Raw genomic sequence first — 19,257 nt, 5'->3', positions numbered from 1 at the left:
GAGAGCCCTTGCACGGGCAGACGCGCGGGATATCACAAGGCCCTCACCTGCTCTTCGCACAAGTCTCGGCACGGATACCGACAGACCCCGGCAGGAAGAAGCTGCCGGCCGCATAGCTGACGGACCGTCAGATCGGCGCTACCGTGACCGCCATGGAGACCACGAAGGACTTCCCGGACTTCCCGCTGATCATCTCCGTCGACGACCACACCGTGGAGCCCGCCGACGTCTGGCAGAGCCGCCTGCCGAAGAAGTACCTCGACACCGGCCCCCGCATAGTCCGCGCGCCGCTCAAGGAGATCTCCTTCCTCGGCGGCCGCTTCCGTCCCGTGATGGGCACCCCCGGCGACGACGGACCCCTCGGCGACTGGTGGCTGTACGAGGGCCTCCAGCGGCCCCTCACCCGTCTGGACACCGCCGTCGGCTACAGCAGGGACGAGATCAAGCTGGAGGTCATCACCTACGAGCAGATGCGCCCGGGCTCGTACGACGTCCCGCAGCGCCTCGCCGACATGGACGTCAACCACGTCCAGTCCTCCGTCTGCTTCCCCAGCTTCCCGCGCTTCTGCGGCCAGACCTTCACCGAGGCCGAGGACAAGGAGCTGGGCCTGCTCTGCGTCCAGGCCTACAACGACTGGATGGTGGAGGAGTGGTGCGGCCCGCAGGCCCGGGGCCGGCTCATACCCCTCACCCTCATCCCCCTCTGGGACGCCGAACTCGCGGCGGCGGAGGTCCGGCGCAACGCCGCCCGCGGGGTCCGTGCCGTCGCCTTCTCCGAGATACCCCCGCACCTGGGCCTCCCGTCCGTCCACTCCGACGACTGGGACCCCTTCCTCGCCGCGTGCGACGAGACGGGCACGGTCATCGCCATGCACATCGGCTCCAGCAGCCGTATGCCCTCGACGTCCAAGGACGCCCCGCCCGCCGTGGGTTCCACCATCACCTTCGCCAACTGCTGCTTCTCGATGGTCGACTGGCTGATGAGCGGCAAGTTCGAACGCTTCCCGAACCTGAAGATCATGTACGCGGAGGGCCAGATCGGCTGGATCCCGTACATCCTCGAACGCGCGGACGTGGTGTGGGAGGAGAACCGCGGCTGGGGCGGCGTCGCCGACAAGGTCCACCGCCCGCCGTCCGAACTCTTCGCCGAGCACGTCTACGGCTGCTTCTTCGACGACGCCTTCGGGCTGAAGAACCTCGACGCGATCGGCGTCGGGAACGTCCTCTACGAGACCGACTACCCCCACTCCGACTCCACCTGGCCGAAGTCCAGGCAGGTCGGGGAGGCACAGATGGGCCACCTGGACCCGCAGGTCGTGGAGCGGATCGTGCGCGGGAACGCCATCGAGCTGCTGGGGCTCACCCCTGAGGGACTCTGGCGGTGAGCACCTTCTCGTACGGGATGCAGCTGCCCGTCCAGTCCCAGAGCACGATCTACGCCGAGGGCTGGGAGGCCGGCGCCGGTCCCGAGGACCTGGTGGAGATCGCCCGCACCGCCGACCGCGCCGGCTTCGGCTACCTCGCGAGCTGCGACCACGTGGCCATCCCGCGCCGACTGGCCCCCGCCATGAGCACGGTCTGGTACGACCCCGTCGCCACCCTCGGCTTCCTGGCGGGCGTGACCGAGCGGGTACGGCTGCTCAGCCATGTCGCCGTGGTGGGGCTGCGGCATCCGCTGCTGACGGCCAAGCAGTACGCCACCCTCGATCACCTGGCGGGCGGCCGCCTGATCCTGGGCGTCGGCGCCGGGCATGTGCGGGAGGAGTTCGAGGTGCTCGGCGTCGACTTCGACCGGCGCGGGGCCGTGCTCGACGAGTCGATCGACGCCCTGCGCGCCGCCCTCGGCCCGGACGAGTTCCCCGAACACCACGGCAAACTCTACGACTTCGAGGGGCTGGGACAGCAGCCGCGACCGGCCCAGGAGCGCCTGCCGGTGTGGGTGGGCGGATCGTCCCCGGTCGCCGTACGCCGCGCCGCCCTCAAGGGGGACGGCTGGCTGCCGCAGGGGGACCCGCGCGACCGGCTGCCCGCGCAGATCGAGCGGATACGGCGGCTGCGGGAGGAGGCGGAGCTCGACGGGCCGTTCACCATCGGCGCCATCACCGAGCCCCTCCACCTCGGCATACCCGCCTGGGACGTCGGCCGCCGCACCCTCACCGGCACCCCGGACGCGCTCGCCGAGTCCCTGCGGGCGTACCGCGCGATGGGCGTGGACCAGATCCAGGTGCGGTTCCGCAGCCGCAGCCGCACCGAACTCACCGACCAGATGGCGGCCTTCGGCGCCGAAGTGGCGCCCCTTCTCTGAGGAGTCATGGCATGGGCAAGCTGGACGGACGCGTCGTGATCGTCACCGGAGCGGCGCGGGGACAGGGGGAGCAGGAGGCCCGCCTGTTCAGAGCGGAGGGGGCCGAGGTCGTGATCGCCGACGTCCTCGACGACCAGGGCGGCACCCTCGCGAAGGAACTGGGCGCGCGCTACGTCCACCTGGACGTGGGCCAGGAGGACCAGTGGCGGTCGGCCGTCAGCGCCGTGAAGAACTCCCTCGGCCGTATCGACGGCCTCGTCAACAACGCCGGCATCCTGCGCTTCAACTCCCTCCTCGACACACCCCTCGACGAGTTCATGCAGGTCGTACAGGTCAACCAGGTCGGCTGCTTCCTGGGGATCAAGACCGTGGCCCCCGTGATGGAGGACGGCGGCACGATCGTCAACACCGCCTCCTACACGGCCGTGACCGGGATGGCGGCCGTCGGCACGTACGCCGCCACCAAGCACGCCGTCCTCGGCCTCACCCGCGTCGCCGCCCTGGAACTCGCCGACCGGCGCATCCGCGTCAACGCCATGTGCCCCGGCGCCATCGACACCGCGATGTCCAACCCGGCCCGGCTGGATCCGACGGCGGACGCGGAGGAGACGGGCCGGGCCCTGGACGACCTGTACCGCAAGCTCGTGCCGCTCGGCCGGATCGGGAAACCGGAGGAGGTCGCGCGGCTCGCGCTGTTCCTCACCTCGGACGACTCCTCGTACATCACCGGGCAGCCGTTCGTGATCGACGGGGGGTGGCTGGCGGGGGTCAGTGTCTTCTGACTCCGCGCTGGTGTCATCTGACTGGCCATCAGCTATTGACCCTCCATGCGGGCGGTGCGACAGTCTGCCCATCGAAACTGACGGTGTGTCAGAAACTTCCAGTACCGGGGACGGTGAACCGCCTTGGAATTCGGGCTCTTTGTACAGGGATACGTGGGCAAGCGCGCCGAGACCGATCCGCTCGCGGAGCACAAGGCGCTGATGGAGGAGACCGAGTACGTCATCCAGGCGGACAAGTCGGGCTTCAAGTACGCGTGGGCCTCCGAGCACCACTTCCTGGAGGAGTACTCGCACCTCTCCGCCAACGACGTGTTCCTGGGCTACCTGGCGCACGCCACGGAGCGGATCCATCTGGGGTCCGGCATCTTCAATCCGCTGGCCCAGGTCAACCACCCGGTGAAGGTCGCCGAGAAGGTCGCCATGCTCGACCACCTCACCGGCAACCGCTTCGAGTTCGGCAGCGGGCGGGGCGCCGGTTCACACGAGATCCTCGGGTTCATACCGGGTGTGACCGACATGAACTACACCAAGGAGATCTGGGAAGAGACGATCGCCGAGTTCCCGAAGATGTGGCTGCAGGACGAGTACGTCGGCTTCCAGGGCAAGCACTGGCAGCTGCCGCCGCGCAAGGTCCTGCCGAAGCCGTACGGGAAGTCGCATCCGGCGATGTGGTACGCCGCCGGGTCGCCCCCCTCGTACGCCATGGCCGCTCGCAAGGGCCTCGGCGTGCTCGGGTTCAGCATCCAGAAGGTCTCCGACATGGAGTGGGTGCTGGAGCAGTACAAGACGGCGATCGTGAACGCCGAGCCGGTCGGGGACTTCGTCAACGACAACGTGATGGTGACGACGACGGCCATCTGCGCGCCCACCCACGACGAGGCGATACGGATCGCGACCAACGGCGGGCTGCACTATCTGCCGTCGCTGGTGTTCCGGTACCACGACACCTTCCCGCGGCCCGAGGGCTTCCCCGTGTGGCCGGAGACGCTGCCGGAGTACACGCCCGAGTTCGTGGAGGTGCTGATCGAGGAGGAGCTGCTGATCTGCGGGGACCCCGACGAGGTGCTCACGCAGTGCAAGCGGTGGGAGCAGGCCGGGGCGGATCAGTTGAGCTTCGGGTTGCCGGTGGGGGTGCCGAAGGAGGAGACGTTGCAGACGATTCGATTGATCGGGGAGCACGTGATTCCGAAGATCGATACGGATCCGGTTCATCGGACTTCCCGGTTCCGGGCGGCCTCTTGAGCGCCGTTGGGGGTGCGGGCCTGTGGGGGCTGGTCGCGCCTGCGCGGCGGAGCCGCAAATCGATACAGCCCCGCGCCCCTTTGGGGCGCATTCCCTCGCCGGAGTTGAGAAGGAGACTCCATGCTTGATCATGTCATCAAGGGAGCGACCGTCGTCGACGGGACGGGGGCGCCTGCTTTCGTCGCCGACGTCGGTATCCGGGACGGCCGTATCGCTGCCATCGGGATCATCACTGAGGACGCCCGTACGGCGGAGGACGCCTCCGGTCTCGTCCTGGCGCCCGGCTTCGTCGACCCGCACACGCACTACGACGCCCAGCTGTTCTGGGACCCGTACGCGACGCCGTCCCTCAACCACGGGGTGACGACCGTCGCCGCCGGGAACTGCGGGTTCACGCTCGCACCGTTGAACCCCGCCCGTCCCGCCGACGCCGACTACACGCGCCGCATGATGTCCAAAGTGGAGGGCATGTCGTTGGTCGCCCTCGAAGAAGGGGCGCCCTGGAGCTGGAACTCCTTCGAGGAGTATCTGGACGCCCTGGAGGGACGCATCGCCGTCAACGCGGGGTTCATGGTCGGGCACTGCGCCCTGCGCCGGTATGTGATGGGGGCCGATGCGGTAGGCGGGCAGCCCAGCGAGGAGCAACTGGCGGCGATCGTAGGGCTGTTGCACGAAGCCATGGATGCCGGCGCCTGGGGCTTCTCCACCACCCAGTCGCGCTCCCACTCCGACGGTGACGGGCAGCCCGTCGCCTCCCGGCATGCGAAGCCCGATGAACTCCTCGCCCTCTCCCGTGCGGTCGGGGAGCACGAGGGGACGCAGATCGAGGCGATCGTCGCCGGGTGTCTCGACCAGTTCAGCGATGCCGAGATCGAACTGTTCGCGGAGATGAGCGCGGCGGCCGGGCGGCCTCTGAACTGGAACGTGCTGACCATCGACGCGTCCGTGCCCGAGCGGGTGCCACGGCAGCTGTACGCGAGCGAGCGGGCGCGGAAGGCGGGGGGCAGGGTGGTGGCCCTCACCATGCCGATCCTCACGCCGATGAACATGTCGCTGGGCACCTTCTGCGCGCTGAACCTGATACCCGGGTGGGGGCCCGTCCTCGCGCTGCCGGTGCCGGAGAGGATCGCCCGGTTGCGCGACCCGGAGGTACGCGCCGAGCTGCTGAAGCGGGCCACGTCCAAGGAGGCCGGCGTCTTCCGGCGGCTCACGAACTTCGGGCGGTACGTCATCGGGGACACGTACAGCGAGGCGAACCAGGGGCTGACGGGAAGGGTCGTCGAGGACATCGCGGAGGAGCGGGGGCAGGACCTGTTCCAGTGCCTGGTCGAGATCTGCGTGGCCGACGAGCTGCGTACGGTCCTGTGGCCCATGCCCACCGACAACGACCCCGCGTCCTGGGCGCTGCGCGCCGAGACCTGGCAGCACGAGGACGTGCTGCTCGGCGGGTCCGACGCCGGGGCGCACCTGGACCGCATGTGCGGCGCCCCCTACACCACCCGCTTCCTGGGCGACTGTCTGCGCCGGCGGAAGCTGGTCGGTCTGGAGCAGGCGGTGAAGATGCTGACTGACGACCCGGCCCGGCTCTTCGGGCTGCGGGAGCGGGGCCGGGTGGAGGAGGGCTTCCATGCGGATCTGGTCCTCTTCGACCCGGAGCGGATCGACGCGGGTACGGCCACCCTGGTGCACGACCTGCCGGGTGACAGTCCGCGGCTGGACGCCAAGGCGATCGGGGTGCGGGCCGTGTGGGTCAACGGGGTCGAGGCGATCCGGGACGACGTGGTGAGCGGCGCCGTGCCCGGGAAGGTGCTGCGGTCGGGGCGGGACACCCGGACGGTGAGCACCAGGTGAACCAAGGGGCGGATGGACAGCGGCTGTTCGTCGGCGGCCGGTGGATCGAGCCGGACGGCGGCCACTACCAGGTCGTCGACCCGGCGACGGAGGAGACCATCGGGTGGGCTCCGGAGGCCTCGCGGGATCAGGTGCACGCGGCCTGTGCCGCGGCCCGCGAGGCCTTCGGGCCGTGGTCTCGTACGGCGCCGGAGGAACGGGCGGCGGTGCTCGGCCGCGCTGCGGACGTCATCGCGAGCCGGTTCGTGCCGTACGCCGAGCTCGCGCAGGCGGAGACCGGCGCGACCACGGGAACGGCGCGGGCGATGCAGGTCGGAGTGGGCGTGGCCCGTTTCCGGCGGTACGCGCGCGTGGAGCCCGCCGAGTGGGCGATTCCGCCGCAGATCAACGAGGCCGGGCCGATGGGGAAGGCGGGGGTGATGGGCGCGCTGGCGGTCCGCCAGCCGGTCGGCGTCGTCACCTGCATCACCTCGTACAACAACCCGTGGGCGAACCCGGCGGGCAAGATCGCCCCCGCTCTGGCGATGGGCAACACGGTGGTCGTGAAACCCGCCCCGCAGGACCCTCTCTCCGTCTACCGCATGGCGGAGGCGCTGGAGGCGGCGGGAGCGCCGCCGGGTGTGGTGAATGTCGTGTCCGGCCAGTCGGTGGAGGTGGGGGAGGCGGCGGTCGCGTCCCCCGACGTCGACATGGTGAGCTTCACCGGGTCGACGGCGGTCGGGCAGCGCATCGGAGAGGTCTGCGGCCGTGCCGTGAAACGGCAGTTGATGGAGCTGGGCGGTAAGGGCGCCGCAGTCGTCTTCGACGACGCGGACCTCGGCTCGGCGGTGGCGGGGATCGGCACCACCTTCTCCTTCTACAGCGGACAGATCTGCACGGCACCTACGCGGGTGCTGGCACAGCGGGGGGTCTACGACCGTCTCGTCGAGCAACTGACCGCGTACGCGGGCCGGTTGAAGGTCGGCGACCCGAGGGAGCCGGACACGGTGGTGGGCCCGGTGATCTCGTCCGCCCACCGGGAGCGGGTGGAGTCGTACGTCGAGCTGGGCCGCAAGGAGGGCGCGATGGTGGTCGCGGGCGGCGAACGGCCGTCGTGCGACCGGGGCTTCTACGTCTCCCCGACCCTCCTCGCCGACTGCACCAACGACATGCGGGTGGCCCGCGAGGAGATCTTCGGCCCGGTCGTGTCCGTGATCCCCTTCGATGAGGAGGAAGAGGGCATCGCCCTCGCCAACGACAGCGACTACGGGCTCATCGACTATGTGTGGTCGGGGGATGTGGCCCGAGCGTTCCGCGTGGCGCGGCGGCTGCGGGCCGGTGGGGTGGGGGTGAACACGGTCGGCCGCAATATGGAGGCCCCGTTCGGCGGCTTCAAGAAGAGCGGCCTCGGCCGGGACGTCGGCGTGTATGCCCTGCACGCGTACAGCGAGGTGCAGGCGATCGTGTGGCCGGGGTGACGCCCGGGGCTACAGGTCGAACACGGCTCGGAGCCCGATCTCGACGGCCTTGTCCCCGGCTGCCACCTCGTACGGCATCCGGACTGCGGGGGGTCGTCAGTTTGATGGAGCGTCAGTCCTCCAGATCGACCCGCACCGTCAGCAACCCCGCCCCGATCGCCCGCACCGCCACGCTGTTCAGCGAGCGCAGGGCGCGCAGGCGGGCGATCGGGTCGTCGTCCGGCAGGAGGTGGGCCGTGCCGGTGTGCCAGCGGCCCCGGATACGGACCCGCACCCGCGGGTCGGCCTTGATGTTGCGGACGTACTGGGACCGCTCCCCGAACTCGGAGACCAGCCAGAAGGAATCCCCGACCCGCCGGCCGCCGACCGGAGTCCGGCGGGGCAGGCCGGAGGTACGGCCCGTCGTCTCCAGGACGGTCTGGAGCGGAAGCCGGCGCAGGACGGGGTTGAAGCGGCGCTGGAACGCTGTGGCGACGCGGTACTTGGTCTCCGAGTGGTGGAGGCGGGCCATGGTGACGGAGTTCCTGTTCCTCGGCGTTGACGGTGTTCTTCACTGTCCCCCACCTTGCCCCGTGGAGTGGCAGCGGGTCCTCGCTTGAATCCGCACCCCGTCCACCGTCGTTCCCTCACCGAATCATTTGCCGCAACCGCGCGGAATCCCGACGATCGGACGACCGGACTGAGATGCTGATCTTTCACGCCAACCTATTGATCGTCTCTTGCGCCTCTCTTCCCGGCCTGTCTACGGTCGTCCCCCTCGCCCTCGAACGCGGGCACCACTGACGACGTGACGACAGAGGGGAAGAGCGCATGGGCCTGTCCTGCGTCTTCGGGAAGTACTACGCACCGATACGCGAACACGCCTGATGAAGGGCCTGCGGCCATCCTGGCCGGCGCTGCTGGTCAATCTTCTCGTCGGGATCCCGGCCATGGTTCCCCTGTACAGCCTGTGGTGGCTGTCCTCTCACCGATGGGGTGGATCTGTCATCGACCGCTCCAGCACGATCGTCGAAGTGTGCGGGGCCGACTGCGACGGGACCGGCGTGGCCACGTGGACCGCGACCGCATCAGGGCTGCTGGTGGTGCTGCTCCTGGTCGTGACGGACGTTCTCGTGCCGCTGCACCGTGACCGGCCTGTGGCGCCGTGGGTGAAGGCCATCCCGGTCGTCGTCGTCCCCTTCCTCGTCTTTCAGGCCGTCTCATCGGTCCTGTAGCCACATCTGGGCGCCGCTACCGCGCCCCAAGGAAGATCGGGTTGGTGAACGCCGCCATAACCCCCGGCACCGGCCCCACCGCCGTCTCGTGCCGCAACTCGGCGCGTACATAGGCCGCGTAGGCCGGCGTCGTAAGCCATTCCACCGTGCCGGAACCCGACACCGGCAGCGGGGCGCTCGTGAACAGCACCCCCTGGTCGGTGACGAACCGGACCGTGCAGCGCGGGGCGCCCGAGACCTCGGCGCGGACGGTGATGGGGGTGTCGGCGTTTGCTTCCAGTCGTTCGCCGATGCCGGCGTGCTGACCCTTGTCCCCGCTCACCGTGAAGGACACGGACACGTTCTTCGACTCGGCGATGTACGAGCGCCCCGCCCGGATCCCGTCCTGGATCGCCTCTCGCGTCAGGTCGTCGGCGAGGACGACGGTCTGGGGGGTGCCCACGGCGTCCGGGTCCCGGTGTGCGTCGCTGTTGCCCATGGCCGGGAGCCACTCGCGCCCCTCACGCACGGACGTGACCAGCTGGTTGTCCCACTCCGCGAGCGTCACCTCGTCGTCCGGTGTCCACGGTCCGTTCCACACCTCGACCGCGTCCGCCTCGCCGAAGCCGAACTTCCAGCCGCAGCCGACGCAGGTGGCGTGCGGATGGGCCGGGACCACCAGGCCGCCGGCCCGGTGGATCTGACGGGCGAACTTCCCGAAGCGGTTGTCTCGGGCCCGGTAGCGCCAGTCGACGAAGGTGCCGGGCTCGGCGCCGAGGGCGAGGACGTGACCGTTCCTCGTCGTCACCTCCTCGCCGAGCATGATCAGCAGGTCGTCGCCCGCCTCGGCGGCCCAATGGGGGTGTGCGGAGTGCGTGTTGTGGTCCGAGGAGTTGATGAAGTCCAGGCCGGCCGCGCGGGCGAGCGCCGAGATCTCGGCCGGGGTACGGCGGCCGTCGGAGTACCAGGAGTGGAGGTGGCAGTCGCCGCGGTACCAGGCCCGGCCCCGCCCCTTGGCACGGGAGGGCGGATACACGGGATGCGGCGTCTCGCCGGGTTCGCCGTAGGTGAGGGTGATCGTGAGCTCGTACGACAGTCCCTGCGGGGCCACCGTGTACGGGCCGAGCGCCACATGCCAGGTGCCGGGGCGCACCGGACCGGGGATGTAGCCCGGCGTCGCGTCGTCCGCGCGCACGAAGAACTCCGAGCGCGCCCCGCCCGACCAGCCCCGGAAGCCCCGGCCGCCCAGTTCGGTGCCCCGCTCGTCGAAGATGCCGATGTCGAGGGCGTTGCCCTGGGTGCCGGCCGGGACGGACGGCTTGTCGTAGGTGTAGGAGACCTTGATCTCCCGTACGCCTGAGGGGACTTCGACGGGTACGTACACGAAGTCCGGCGACCCCGGCGGCAGCGTGCCGCGCAGGGTTCTCGTCTCCTGGTCCTGGCCGTCCGCCGCTGCGAAGCTCATGCTTCCCAACGTAAGCGCGGCGGCCGCGCCCGTCACGAACAGAGCGCGTCGTCCGATGCCGTGGGCGTCCTCATGCATACGGTCACTGTCGGGGCCGGCCGTGAACCCCCGTGGAAGGGAAGGGGGTCGGCGCGCCGACATGTCATGTACACGAGATGGGCAGTCGGGTGGGGCGTGATGCCGACCGGTCGGTATGGACATGTGTGGTCGGGCCCGGTAGAGATGGGACATGCGTATCGCCGTAACGATCTTCCTCACCGACGAGACGATCGCCCCGACCCGGCTCGCCCGTGAGCTGGAGCAGCGCGGTTTCGCCGGCCTGTACCTGCCCGAGCACACCCACATCCCCGTGGAGCGGGCGACGCCGTACCCGGCGGGCGGTGAGCTGCCGCCCGAGTACGGCCGCACCCTCGACCCCTTCGTCGCGCTCGGCCAGGCAGCCGCGGTCACCCAGCGGCTGGGCCTCGGTACCGGCATCACGCTGGTGGCCCAGCACGACCCGATCGACCTCGCCAAGCAGATCGCGACCCTCGACCACCTCTCCGGTGGCCGCTTCACCCTCGGCCTCGGCTTCGGCTGGAACGTCGAGGAGGCCGCCGACCACGGGGTCGAGTGGCGTACGCGACGGGAGCTGGTCCGGGACCGGATGGCGCTGATGCGCGCGCTGTGGGGTGAGGAACCCGTCGCGTACGAGGGGGAGTTCGGGAGTGTGCGGGCCTCGCACGCCTACCCGAAGCCCGCCCAGAAGCCGCGCGGACCGGTCGTCGGCCCGCGCACCCTCGTCGGCGGGGCCGCCGGTCCCAAGCTCTTCTCCCACATCTGCGAGTACGCCGACGGCTGGCTGCCGATCGGCGGGCGCGGGCTGACGGAGTCGCTGCCGGTGCTGCGAGCCGCCTGGGCCGACGCGGGCCGCGACCCGGCGGCGCTGCAGGTCGTCCCGTACGCGGTCTTCCCCACACCGGGCAAGCTCGCGCACTACGCCGAACTGGGCATCGAGGAGGTCGTCGTACAGCTGCCGCCGGCGGGGGAGGCGGAGGTGCTGCGGGTGCTGGACGAGTACGGGCCCCTGCTGGGCTGACCCGTGGGTACTGATCAGCTCGACCGTATGCTCGAAGGATGACGACTTCCGCGACCGGAACCGGCCCCACCGACAACTCCATGCGTCGCGCCCTCAAACGCGCCCGTGACGGCGTCGCTCTGGACGTCACCGAAGCCGCCGTCCTCCTCCAGGCCCGTGGCGAGGCCCTCACCGACCTCGCCGCGTCCGCCGCCCGCGTCCGCGACGCGGGCCTTGAGGCGGCCGGCCGCCCCGGCGTCATCACGTACTCGAAGAGCGTCTTCATCCCCCTCACCCGGCTGTGCCGGGACAAATGCCACTACTGCACCTTCGTCACCGTCCCCGGCAAGCTCCGCCGTGCCGGTCACGGGATGTTCATGTCCCCGGACGAGGTCCTCGACATCGCCCGCAAGGGCGCGGCCCTCGGCTGCAAGGAAGCCCTGATCACCCTGGGCGACAAGCCCGAGGACCGCTGGCCCGAGGCGCGTGAGTGGCTCGACGCGCACGGCTACGACGACACCATCGCCTACGTCCGCGCCATCTCCATCCGCATCCTGGAGGAGACGGGCCTGCTGCCCCACCTCAACCCCGGCGTGATGTCCTGGACGGACTTCCAGCGGCTCAAGCCCGTCGCGCCCAGCATGGGCATGATGCTGGAGACCACGGCGACCCGGCTCTGGTCCGAACCGGGCGGCCCGCACTACGGCTCCCCGGACAAGGAACCCGCCGTACGGCTGCGGGTGCTTGAGGACGCGGGCCGCTCCTCGGTCCCCTTCACCTCCGGCCTTCTGATCGGCATCGGCGAGACGTACGAGGAGCGCGCCGAGTCCCTCTTCGCGCTCCGGAAGATCTCCCGCGCCTACCACGGCATCCAGGAACTGATCATCCAGAACTTCCGCGCCAAGCCGGACACCGCGATGCGCGGCATGCCGGACGCGGAGCTGGACGAACTGGTCGCCACGGTGGCCGTCGCCCGCCACATCATGGGCCCGTCCGCCAACCTCCAGGCCCCGCCCAACCTGGTCGACTCCGAGTACGAGCGGCTGATAGGCGCAGGCATCGACGACTGGGGCGGAGTGTCCCCCCTGACGATCGACCACGTGAACCCGGAACGCCCCTGGCCGCAGATCGAGGAACTCACCGAGCGCTCCCGCGCCGCCGGTTTCGAACTGCGTGAACGCCTCTGTGTCTACCCGGAGTTCGTCCAGCGCGGCGAGCCCTGGCTGGACCCGCGCCTGCGCCCGCACGTCCGCGCCCTGGCCGACCCGGAGACCGGCCTCGCGCGACCGGAGGCGACCGTCGAGGGCCACCCGTGGCAGGAACCGGAGGAGGCATTCGTCGCCTCCGGCCGCACCGACCTCCACTCCTCCATCGACACCGAGGGTCGTACGTCCGACCGCCGCGACGACTTCGACGAGGTGTACGGCGACTGGTCGGCCCTGCGCGAGGCGGCCGCCCCCGGCATGCTGCCGGAGCGCATCGACACGGACGTACGGGCGGCGCTGGCGACGGCGGCCGACGACCCGACGCGCCTCACGGACGCGGAGGCCCTCGCCCTGCTGCACGCCGACGGCCCCGCACTGGACGCCCTCACGCGCATCGCGGACGACGTACGGAGGTCGGCCGTCGGCGACGACGTGACCTACATCGTCACCCGCAACATCAACTTCACCAACGTCTGCTACACGGGCTGCCGCTTCTGCGCGTTCGCGCAGCGCAGGACGGACGCGGACGCCTACACGCTCTCCCTGGAGCAGGTCGCGGACCGCGCCCAGCAGGCCTGGGACGTGGGCGCGGTGGAGGTCTGCATGCAGGGCGGCATCCACCCCGACCTGCCGGGTACGGCGTACTTCGACATCGCGAAGGCGGTGAAGTCCCGCGTCCCCGGAATGCACGTCCACGCCTTCTCGCCCATGGAGGTCGTGAACGGCGCGACGCGGACGGGGATGTCCATCCGCGAGTGGCTCACGGCCGCCAAGGAAGCGGGTCTGGACACCATCCCCGGCACGGCGGCGGAGATCCTCGACGACGAGGTCCGCTGGGTCCTGACCAAGGGCAAGCTGCCCACGGCGACCTGGATCGAGGTCGTCACGACGGCGCACGAGCTGGGCATCCGGTCCTCGTCGACGATGATGTACGGGCATGTGGACCAGCCGCGGCACTGGCTCGGCCACCTGCGGACGCTGTCCCGCATCCAGCAGCAGACGGGCGGCTTCACGGAGTTCGTGACGCTCCCCTTCATCCACACCAACGCGCCCGTGTACCTGGCGGGCATCGCCCGCCCCGGCCCGACGACGAGGGACAACCGCGCGGTGACGGCGATGGCGAGGCTGCTGCTGCACCCCCACATCCCGAACATCCAGACCAGCTGGGTGAAGCTGGGCACGGAGGGCGCGGCCGAGATGCTCCGCTCCGGAGCCAACGACCTGGGCGGCACCCTCATGGAGGAGACGATCTCCCGCATGGCGGGCTCCTCCTACGGCTCGTACAAGTCGGTCAAGGACCTGATCGCGGTGGCGGACGCGGCCGGCCGCCCGGCGAAACCGCGGAACACGCTGTACGGGGAGGTGCCGGAGGAACGGCAGCGGGCGGCGGCGGTGTCCGACGGGCACTTGCCGGAACTTTTGCCGGTCCTGGACTGAGTACGATGATCCGACCCCTGTTCCATGAGGACATGGGGATGTGGAGCTGAGGAGATGCGTGCCGTGCCAGCCCCGAAGGTCTGGGTGACCGGTCTGACGGTGGGAGCGATCGCCGCTGTCGTCGTCCTGGCCGTACAGGCCGACAAGGGGCTGAAGCCCCATGTGGTCGCCACCCGGCCGAGCGCGTCGGCGTCGGCGGGCGCGCATCCCACGCCCACGAAGTCCACGGCACCGGCCAAGGTGCCGGACGGCTCCGGGACCGGGCGACGCGTCGTCTACTCCCTCGGGAAGAAGACGGTCTGGCTGGTCGACGCGAGCGACTCGGCCCGCCGTACGTTCGCGGTGTGGCCGGGGACGGTGAGCCCGGACCCGGGCCCGTACACGGTCGGCGTCCGCACCCGGGGCGCCATCACCGGCTCAGACGGCGTGAAGATCGAACACATCGTGTACTTCTCGGTCAAATCCGGCGTCAATATCGCCTTCTCCAACGCGGTGAACGGCGCTTCGCCACCGCCGGCATCTGGGGTACGGACAGGCGGTATCCGCATGCGCGTGGCGGACGGGGCGGCGCTGTGGTCGTTCGCTTCGGCGGGGACGAAAGTAACAGTGGTCAAGTAGCCGGTCCGGGTCCCTTGTGCAAACGGTTCAACGTTGTATAGAAATGTTGCGTACGCGACACCCGGGGAAACGTCTCGCAGGCATTGTGGTGACGTGTGCTCAGTTCCCGGGCCTTTGGGTCTTACGACCAGAACCGCCGAATCGGGGAAAATGAAGCGCGCCGTGACGATTGGGCGGCAGAATTCATGATGCCGAGCGGAGCGCGACGGAAAGCGGCGTTGCTGTGCCTTGTGGCCGTGGCGGCACTGGCCTCGGCCTGTGATTCCGGTGAGCCGGCCGATTCGTCCACGAGTAAGCCCCGTACGAGCCCGGCTTCCACCGCCCCTGCACCGGACGGCAAGGCCGCACAGGCGATTCTGGACCAGGCGTTCGTTGGCAGAGAGGCCCTCGGCAGCGGATATGGCCGCCTGCAGGCACAACTCGGAAACACCCTGCCCGCGATACCGCACAACGTGCGGAGCGTGACATTCGCCTTTATCTGTACGGGGAAGGGCAAGGTCGACGTCAAGTTCACCGTCAACGGTAGGTATGTTTCCTCGGCCACGCATACCAGCACATGTGACGGGTCGATCTTCCAACAGAGTGTGGAGGTGCCCGCTTCCGACTCCGGTCCCGGTCCCATCAGCTTCAACGCCGATGCGACCGGTCCGGACAACGGAAGTTTCGCCTACGCCTATTACGTGGAGAAAAGTCAACAGCTGTAGCTGTAGCTGTAGCTGCATTTCACGAGGAGGCGGTGGCCGTCAGGCAGTCGAGTCGGTCCGCCGGTCCGTCAGCTGTACGACGAGCAGCGCGACCCCGGTGAACACGATCACGCGGGTCGCCGCCTCCAGCCCGTTCCAGGTCTTCGACTGCCACATGGAGAACCACTCACCGCCGATCGCGATGAATCCGGCGCCGAAGAGCAGCAGGAGCATCAGCAGGCCGTAGGTGGAGATGCTGCGGGCGCGGGCGTAGTCGCGCCGGGTCCAGAGCCAGGTGCCGTATATGAGGACGAGGGCGGCGAGGGTCTCCCAGATGATGATCGCGACGTACGCCGTGTTCTGAAGTCCCTTGCTGGTGATGGCTCTCCACATCAGGTCGTCGTCCTTGAACGTCGTGTCCATGGCCAGCACATGCTGCACGAACGCCTGATTGGTACCGAAGTCGGTGATGTTGCCGAAGGCCACGAGGGCGATGTAGAGCGCGACACTCGCGGTGAGGAGGGTGGCTGTGAGGTGGAGTGCGCTGCGTGGGGGTGTCGATGCCATGACGGCCATCTTCCCTCACGGGGCGGCGTGAACGCTCAACTGCCCCGCGCAGCACTCAACTTCCCGCTGCGTACGCCACGAAGTCGACCCACGAAGCGTCCGCGAACGCGAGCCGCGCGCCGTCCCTGTTCTTGGAGTCGCGGACGTGGACGGTGGCGCTCGGACCCGCGGGGGCTATGGCGACCTCGACGCACCCAGGGCCCAGCACGGCGAAGGCCAGGTCGAACCGTGAGTCGCCCTCCGGGAGGATGAAGTCCTGCGCGGCCACCCGCTGGAACGTCAGACGGCCGGACGCGATTTCCGCCTCGGAACCTGCAACGGCCTGGGCGATCGCGCGTGGCGAGCGGTCGATGGCGTGGACGTGGCCCTCCCCGACCCTGCGGGCGACCTCCCGGGCTGCGGCACCGGGCCCGCAGCCGATCTCCAGGACCCGCCCCGCATCAGCCGATAACTGACCACTCACGACCAGCCTGTCATATCTCGCATACCACGCCGCCCTCTAAACCGACCGTTCCCGTTCGATTACAGTGCTGAACTGTCATGCGTCGGGCGGAGCCAGCGGGGAGGTCTTGGTGAATGCGCCAGCCGGGGCCATATGGGGCCGCGTCGAGCAGCAGGATTTTCGGAGCCGGGTGCGGGGGACGCTGCTCGGGGCCGCCGTGGGAGACGCGCTGGGGGCGCCCGTCGACGGGCTGGATCTCGACGGGATCCGGGAGGCGTACGGGGCCGAGGGCGTCGCGGACTTCGCCTTTGCGTACGGCAGACGCGGTGCCGTCACCCACATCACGCAGCTGACCTTGTTCACCGTCGACGGGCTGATCCGTGCGCAGGTGCGCCGCGACACCGGTGCCTGGCATCCGCCGACCGATCTGCACCGGGCGTATCTGCGATGGGCGGCCACCCAGCGCGACTGGGGGCCCGACGAGCGCCGTAAGGACGACGGCTGGCTGGCACGGGAGGAGTGGCTGTACGCCCGGCGGGACCCGGCGCGCTCGCTGCTGCTCGGGTTCGGGGACGAGCACATGGGGACCCTGGACGCGCCCAAGAGCCCCGGTGAGGTCGGGCCTGAGGCGACCGCGCGTTCCGCGCCCTTCGGGCTGCTGGTCGGCTGGGAACCGCAGCTGGTGGCCCAGCTGGCGGTGGAGTGCGCGGCGCAGACCCACGGGCATCCGGTGGCCTATCTGTCGGCGGGCGCGTACGCCGTGATCGTGCACGGTCTGGCCCGTGGCGAGACCCTCGACGGGGCCGTGCAGCGGGCGCTCGCACTGCTCGCCGCGCGGCCGGGACATGAGCCGGTGGCGGACGCGCTGCAACACGCGCTGGGCGCCGTACGGCAGGGCATGCCCACGCCCGCGCGGGTCGAGGAACTCGCCGGGGACGGGTCGGCCGAGGGCGTGCTCGCCGCCGCCGTGTACTGCGCACTGGTGGGGGAGGACTTCCGGCACGGGCTGTGCCTCGCCGTGAACCAGGACGGCCCCTCGGGCTCGACGGCCGCCCTCACCGGCGGCCTCCTCGGCGCCCTGCACGGCGAAACGGCCCTCCCGCCGGCCTGGCTGGCCGAACTGGAGGGCCGCCCGACGCTTCTGGAGCTGGCCGACGACTTCGCCATGGAGATGACCCAGGGGCCCGCGCTGCACGGCCCGGCCGGGTCGTCCCCCGGGTGGCTCGCCCGCTATCCGAGGGCCTAGGACAGGCCCGGGCCCCGGCTGCCCCAAGTGGTGGTGCTACTCCTTCACCGCGGTGCCCACGGCGTCCTCCGCCGGGCCCGCCGGAGTGGGGACCGCCGCCGCGGCCGCGCCGTCGTCGTCCGTGTTGATGCGTTCGATGACGGCGAGGCGCTCCGGGGTGTCCTCGGGCTTGAGGTAGCCGATGAGGATGTAGAGGACCAGGGAGACCGCCAGCGGGATCGAGACCTGGTACTGGAGCGGGACGCCGCCGTGGACGTTCCAGTTGATGGGGTAGTTGACCAGCCAGAAGGCGAGCAGGCCCATGGACCAGCTGGTCAGCGCGGCCGTGGGGCCGGAGCGGCGGAACGGGCGGAGCAGGCCCAGCATCATCGGGATGGCGATCGGGCCCATCAGTCCGGCGACCCACTTGATGACCACCGTGATGATGTCCTTGAAGGTCGGGGAGTTGACCTGCGTCGCCACCGCCATCGACAGCGCCAGGAAGACGACTGTGGTGACCCGCGCCGCGATCAGGCCGGAGCGCCGGCCCCACTCCCGGGCCCGCTTGGACAGCACCGGCGCCGCGTCCCGGGTGAAGACGGCAGCGATCGCGTTCGCGTCCGACGAGCACATGGCCATGGTGTGTGAGAAGAAACCGACGATGACCAGACCCAACAGGCCGTGCGGCAGCAGCTGTTCGGTCATCAGGCCGTAGGAGTCGGAGCCGTCCGGCTTCTGGGCGTGGACCAGGAGCGGCGACATCCACATGGGGAAGAAGAGCACGACCGGCCAGATCAGCCACAGGGCCGCCGACAGCCGCGCCGAGCGCTCCGCCGCCTGCGGGCTGGTCGTGGCCATGTAGCGCTGGGCCTGGTTGAGCATGCCGCCGTTGTACTCGAAGAGCTTGATGAAGAGGAAGGCGAGAAGGAAGACGGTTCCGTACGGGCCGACCAGTGGCTTTCCGTGGCCGTGCAGGGCCGGTTCGTCCCAGGCGCCGAAGAAGCCGATGCCCTTGTCGTTCAGTTTCAGTACGACGGCGACGAACATCGAGATGCCCGCCAGCAACTGGATGACGAACTGGCCGAGTTCGGTCAGCGCGTCCGCCCACAGGCCGCCGATGGTGCAGTAGACGGCGGTGATCGCACCGGTGATGAGGATGCCCTGGTTGAGCGTGATGCCGGTGAAGACGGACAGCAGCGTCGCGATCGCCGCCCACTTCGCGCCCACGTCCACGATCTTCAGCAGCATGCCCGACCAGGCCAGCGCCTGCTGGGTCTTCAGGTCGTAACGGTTCTTCAGGTACTCCAGCGGGGAGGCCACATGGAGCCGTGAGCGCAGCCGGTTGATGCGCGGCGCGAACAGTTTCGAGCCGACGGCGATGCCCAGCGCGATCGGGAAGGACCAGGTGACGAAGGAGGTCACGCCGTAGGTGTAGGCGATGCCCGCGTAGCCCGTGAACATCACCGCGCTGTAGCCCGACATGTGGTGCGAGATGCCGGACAGCCACCACGGCATCTTCCCGCCGGCCGTGAAGAAGTCGCTGACGTCGTCCACGCGCTTGTGCGACCAGACGCCGATCGCGACCATCACACCGAAGTAGCCGATGAGTACGGCCCAGTCGAGACTGTTCATGTGCGCCCTCCCAGGGTCCGCCATGTGAACGGCTCGCTCATCCTGGGCGCGCGTACATGGGCACGACAAGCAAGCGTCAGGTCAAAGGAAGGCAAA

The 19,257-nt window shown here is 69.6% G+C and carries 17 protein-coding genes; 12 read left to right on the top strand and 5 right to left on the bottom strand.

Going from position 1 to position 19,257, the window contains the following annotated elements; all coding sequences use genetic code 11:
• Positions 1-152 precede the first annotated feature (152 nt).
• From ACWDAG_RS17545 to ACWDAG_RS17520, 6 genes are all read left to right on the top strand, one after another.
• Positions 153-1,385 carry an amidohydrolase family protein gene (locus tag ACWDAG_RS17545; protein ID WP_450696467.1) on the top strand — a complete coding sequence of 411 codons (1,233 nt, stop codon included), beginning with the start codon at positions 153-155 and terminating at the stop codon, positions 1,383-1,385.
• A 17-nt stretch (positions 1,386-1,402) separates the two neighbouring features.
• A complete protein-coding gene (locus ACWDAG_RS17540) occupies positions 1,403-2,305 on the top strand; it encodes an LLM class F420-dependent oxidoreductase (RefSeq protein WP_450696615.1) in 903 nt (300 codons plus the stop codon).
• Positions 2,306-2,316: 11 nt separating this feature from the next.
• Positions 2,317-3,087 (top strand): SDR family NAD(P)-dependent oxidoreductase, encoded by a 771-nt coding sequence (locus tag ACWDAG_RS17535; RefSeq protein ID WP_450696466.1) that lies wholly within the window; start codon positions 2,317-2,319, stop codon positions 3,085-3,087.
• A gap of 123 nt (positions 3,088-3,210) precedes the next feature.
• Complete coding sequence (locus ACWDAG_RS17530) at positions 3,211-4,329, top strand: LLM class flavin-dependent oxidoreductase (RefSeq protein ID WP_450696465.1); 1,119 nt, start codon at positions 3,211-3,213, stop codon at positions 4,327-4,329.
• 120 nt (positions 4,330-4,449) lie between these two features.
• A complete protein-coding gene (locus ACWDAG_RS17525) occupies positions 4,450-6,180 on the top strand; it encodes an N-acyl-D-amino-acid deacylase family protein (RefSeq protein WP_450696464.1) in 1,731 nt (576 codons plus the stop codon).
• Positions 6,177-7,637 carry an aldehyde dehydrogenase family protein gene (locus tag ACWDAG_RS17520; protein ID WP_450696463.1) on the top strand — a complete coding sequence of 487 codons (1,461 nt, stop codon included), beginning with the start codon at positions 6,177-6,179 and terminating at the stop codon, positions 7,635-7,637. The genes ACWDAG_RS17525 and ACWDAG_RS17520 overlap by 4 nt, the downstream gene beginning before the upstream one ends.
• A 112-nt stretch (positions 7,638-7,749) precedes the next feature.
• On the opposite strand, the gene ACWDAG_RS17515 is transcribed toward ACWDAG_RS17520, so the two are convergent.
• Positions 7,750-8,148, bottom strand: coding sequence for a nitroreductase/quinone reductase family protein (locus tag ACWDAG_RS17515; protein WP_450696462.1), 399 nt, complete (start codon positions 8,146-8,148; stop codon positions 7,750-7,752).
• Positions 8,149-8,566: 418 nt separating this feature from the next.
• Here ACWDAG_RS17515 and ACWDAG_RS17510 point away from each other — a divergent pair, with 418 nt between their 5' ends.
• Positions 8,567-8,851: a hypothetical protein gene (locus tag ACWDAG_RS17510; protein WP_450696461.1), complete on the top strand. Its 285-nt coding sequence runs from the start codon at positions 8,567-8,569 to the stop codon at positions 8,849-8,851.
• A gap of 16 nt (positions 8,852-8,867) precedes the next feature.
• On the opposite strand, the gene ACWDAG_RS17505 is transcribed toward ACWDAG_RS17510, so the two are convergent.
• Positions 8,868-10,373, bottom strand: coding sequence for a CehA/McbA family metallohydrolase (locus tag ACWDAG_RS17505; RefSeq protein WP_450696460.1), 1,506 nt, complete (start codon positions 10,371-10,373; stop codon positions 8,868-8,870).
• 151 nt (positions 10,374-10,524) lie between these two features.
• Between ACWDAG_RS17505 and ACWDAG_RS17500 the strand changes: the two genes are divergently transcribed.
• From ACWDAG_RS17500 to ACWDAG_RS17485, 4 genes are all read left to right on the top strand, one after another.
• Positions 10,525-11,373: an LLM class F420-dependent oxidoreductase gene (locus ACWDAG_RS17500; RefSeq protein WP_450696459.1), complete on the top strand. Its 849-nt coding sequence runs from the start codon at positions 10,525-10,527 to the stop codon at positions 11,371-11,373.
• 38 nt (positions 11,374-11,411) lie between these two features.
• On the top strand, positions 11,412-13,994 hold the full coding sequence (locus tag ACWDAG_RS17495) for a bifunctional FO biosynthesis protein CofGH (protein WP_450696458.1): 2,583 nt from the start codon (positions 11,412-11,414) through the stop codon (positions 13,992-13,994).
• A 54-nt stretch (positions 13,995-14,048) separates the two neighbouring features.
• On the top strand, positions 14,049-14,612 hold the full coding sequence (locus tag ACWDAG_RS17490) for a hypothetical protein (protein WP_450696457.1): 564 nt from the start codon (positions 14,049-14,051) through the stop codon (positions 14,610-14,612).
• A gap of 95 nt (positions 14,613-14,707) precedes the next feature.
• On the top strand, positions 14,708-15,316 hold the full coding sequence (locus tag ACWDAG_RS17485; protein WP_450696456.1) for a hypothetical protein: 609 nt from the start codon (positions 14,708-14,710) through the stop codon (positions 15,314-15,316).
• A gap of 39 nt (positions 15,317-15,355) precedes the next feature.
• Here ACWDAG_RS17485 and ACWDAG_RS17480 read toward each other — a convergent pair whose 3' ends face one another.
• The gene (locus ACWDAG_RS17480) at positions 15,356-15,862 is read right to left on the bottom strand and encodes a DUF2165 domain-containing protein (protein WP_450696455.1); all 507 of its coding nucleotides are present in this window, start codon (positions 15,860-15,862) and stop codon (positions 15,356-15,358) included.
• A gap of 55 nt (positions 15,863-15,917) precedes the next feature.
• Positions 15,918-16,325, bottom strand: a complete 408-nt coding sequence (locus ACWDAG_RS17475) for a methyltransferase domain-containing protein (RefSeq protein ID WP_450696454.1) — start codon at positions 16,323-16,325, stop codon at positions 15,918-15,920.
• 109 nt (positions 16,326-16,434) lie between these two features.
• On the opposite strand from ACWDAG_RS17475, the gene ACWDAG_RS17470 reads away from it, so the two are divergent.
• A complete protein-coding gene (locus ACWDAG_RS17470) occupies positions 16,435-17,550 on the top strand; it encodes an ADP-ribosylglycohydrolase family protein (protein ID WP_450696453.1) in 1,116 nt (371 codons plus the stop codon).
• A gap of 36 nt (positions 17,551-17,586) precedes the next feature.
• On the opposite strand, the gene ACWDAG_RS17465 is transcribed toward ACWDAG_RS17470, so the two are convergent.
• The gene (locus tag ACWDAG_RS17465; RefSeq protein WP_450696452.1) at positions 17,587-19,161 is read right to left on the bottom strand and encodes a sodium:solute symporter family protein; all 1,575 of its coding nucleotides are present in this window, start codon (positions 19,159-19,161) and stop codon (positions 17,587-17,589) included.
• Positions 19,162-19,257 lie beyond the last annotated feature (96 nt).

Source organism: Streptomyces sp. NPDC001157, assembly GCF_053598255.1.
The sequence above is the reverse complement of the archived record's forward strand: the minus strand, read 5'-3'. Positions and strand labels throughout refer to the sequence as shown.

Coding starts and splice junctions, on each gene's coding strand:
- ACWDAG_RS17545 (WP_450696467.1), top strand. CDS start 153: ATGGAGACCACGAAGGACTTCCCGGACTTCCCGCTGATCATCTCCGTC.
- ACWDAG_RS17540 (WP_450696615.1), top strand. CDS start 1,403: ATGCAGCTGCCCGTCCAGTCCCAGAGCACGATCTACGCCGAGGGCTGG.
- ACWDAG_RS17535 (WP_450696466.1), top strand. CDS start 2,317: ATGGGCAAGCTGGACGGACGCGTCGTGATCGTCACCGGAGCGGCGCGG.
- ACWDAG_RS17525 (WP_450696464.1), top strand. CDS start 4,450: ATGCTTGATCATGTCATCAAGGGAGCGACCGTCGTCGACGGGACGGGG.
- ACWDAG_RS17515 (WP_450696462.1), bottom strand. CDS start 8,148: ATGGCCCGCCTCCACCACTCGGAGACCAAGTACCGCGTCGCCACAGCG.
- ACWDAG_RS17510 (WP_450696461.1), top strand. CDS start 8,567: ATGGTTCCCCTGTACAGCCTGTGGTGGCTGTCCTCTCACCGATGGGGT.
- ACWDAG_RS17505 (WP_450696460.1), bottom strand. CDS start 10,373: ATGCATGAGGACGCCCACGGCATCGGACGACGCGCTCTGTTCGTGACG.
- ACWDAG_RS17500 (WP_450696459.1), top strand. CDS start 10,525: ATGCGTATCGCCGTAACGATCTTCCTCACCGACGAGACGATCGCCCCG.
- ACWDAG_RS17495 (WP_450696458.1), top strand. CDS start 11,412: ATGACGACTTCCGCGACCGGAACCGGCCCCACCGACAACTCCATGCGT.
- ACWDAG_RS17490 (WP_450696457.1), top strand. CDS start 14,049: ATGCGTGCCGTGCCAGCCCCGAAGGTCTGGGTGACCGGTCTGACGGTG.
- ACWDAG_RS17480 (WP_450696455.1), bottom strand. CDS start 15,862: ATGGCATCGACACCCCCACGCAGCGCACTCCACCTCACAGCCACCCTC.
- ACWDAG_RS17465 (WP_450696452.1), bottom strand. CDS start 19,161: ATGAACAGTCTCGACTGGGCCGTACTCATCGGCTACTTCGGTGTGATG.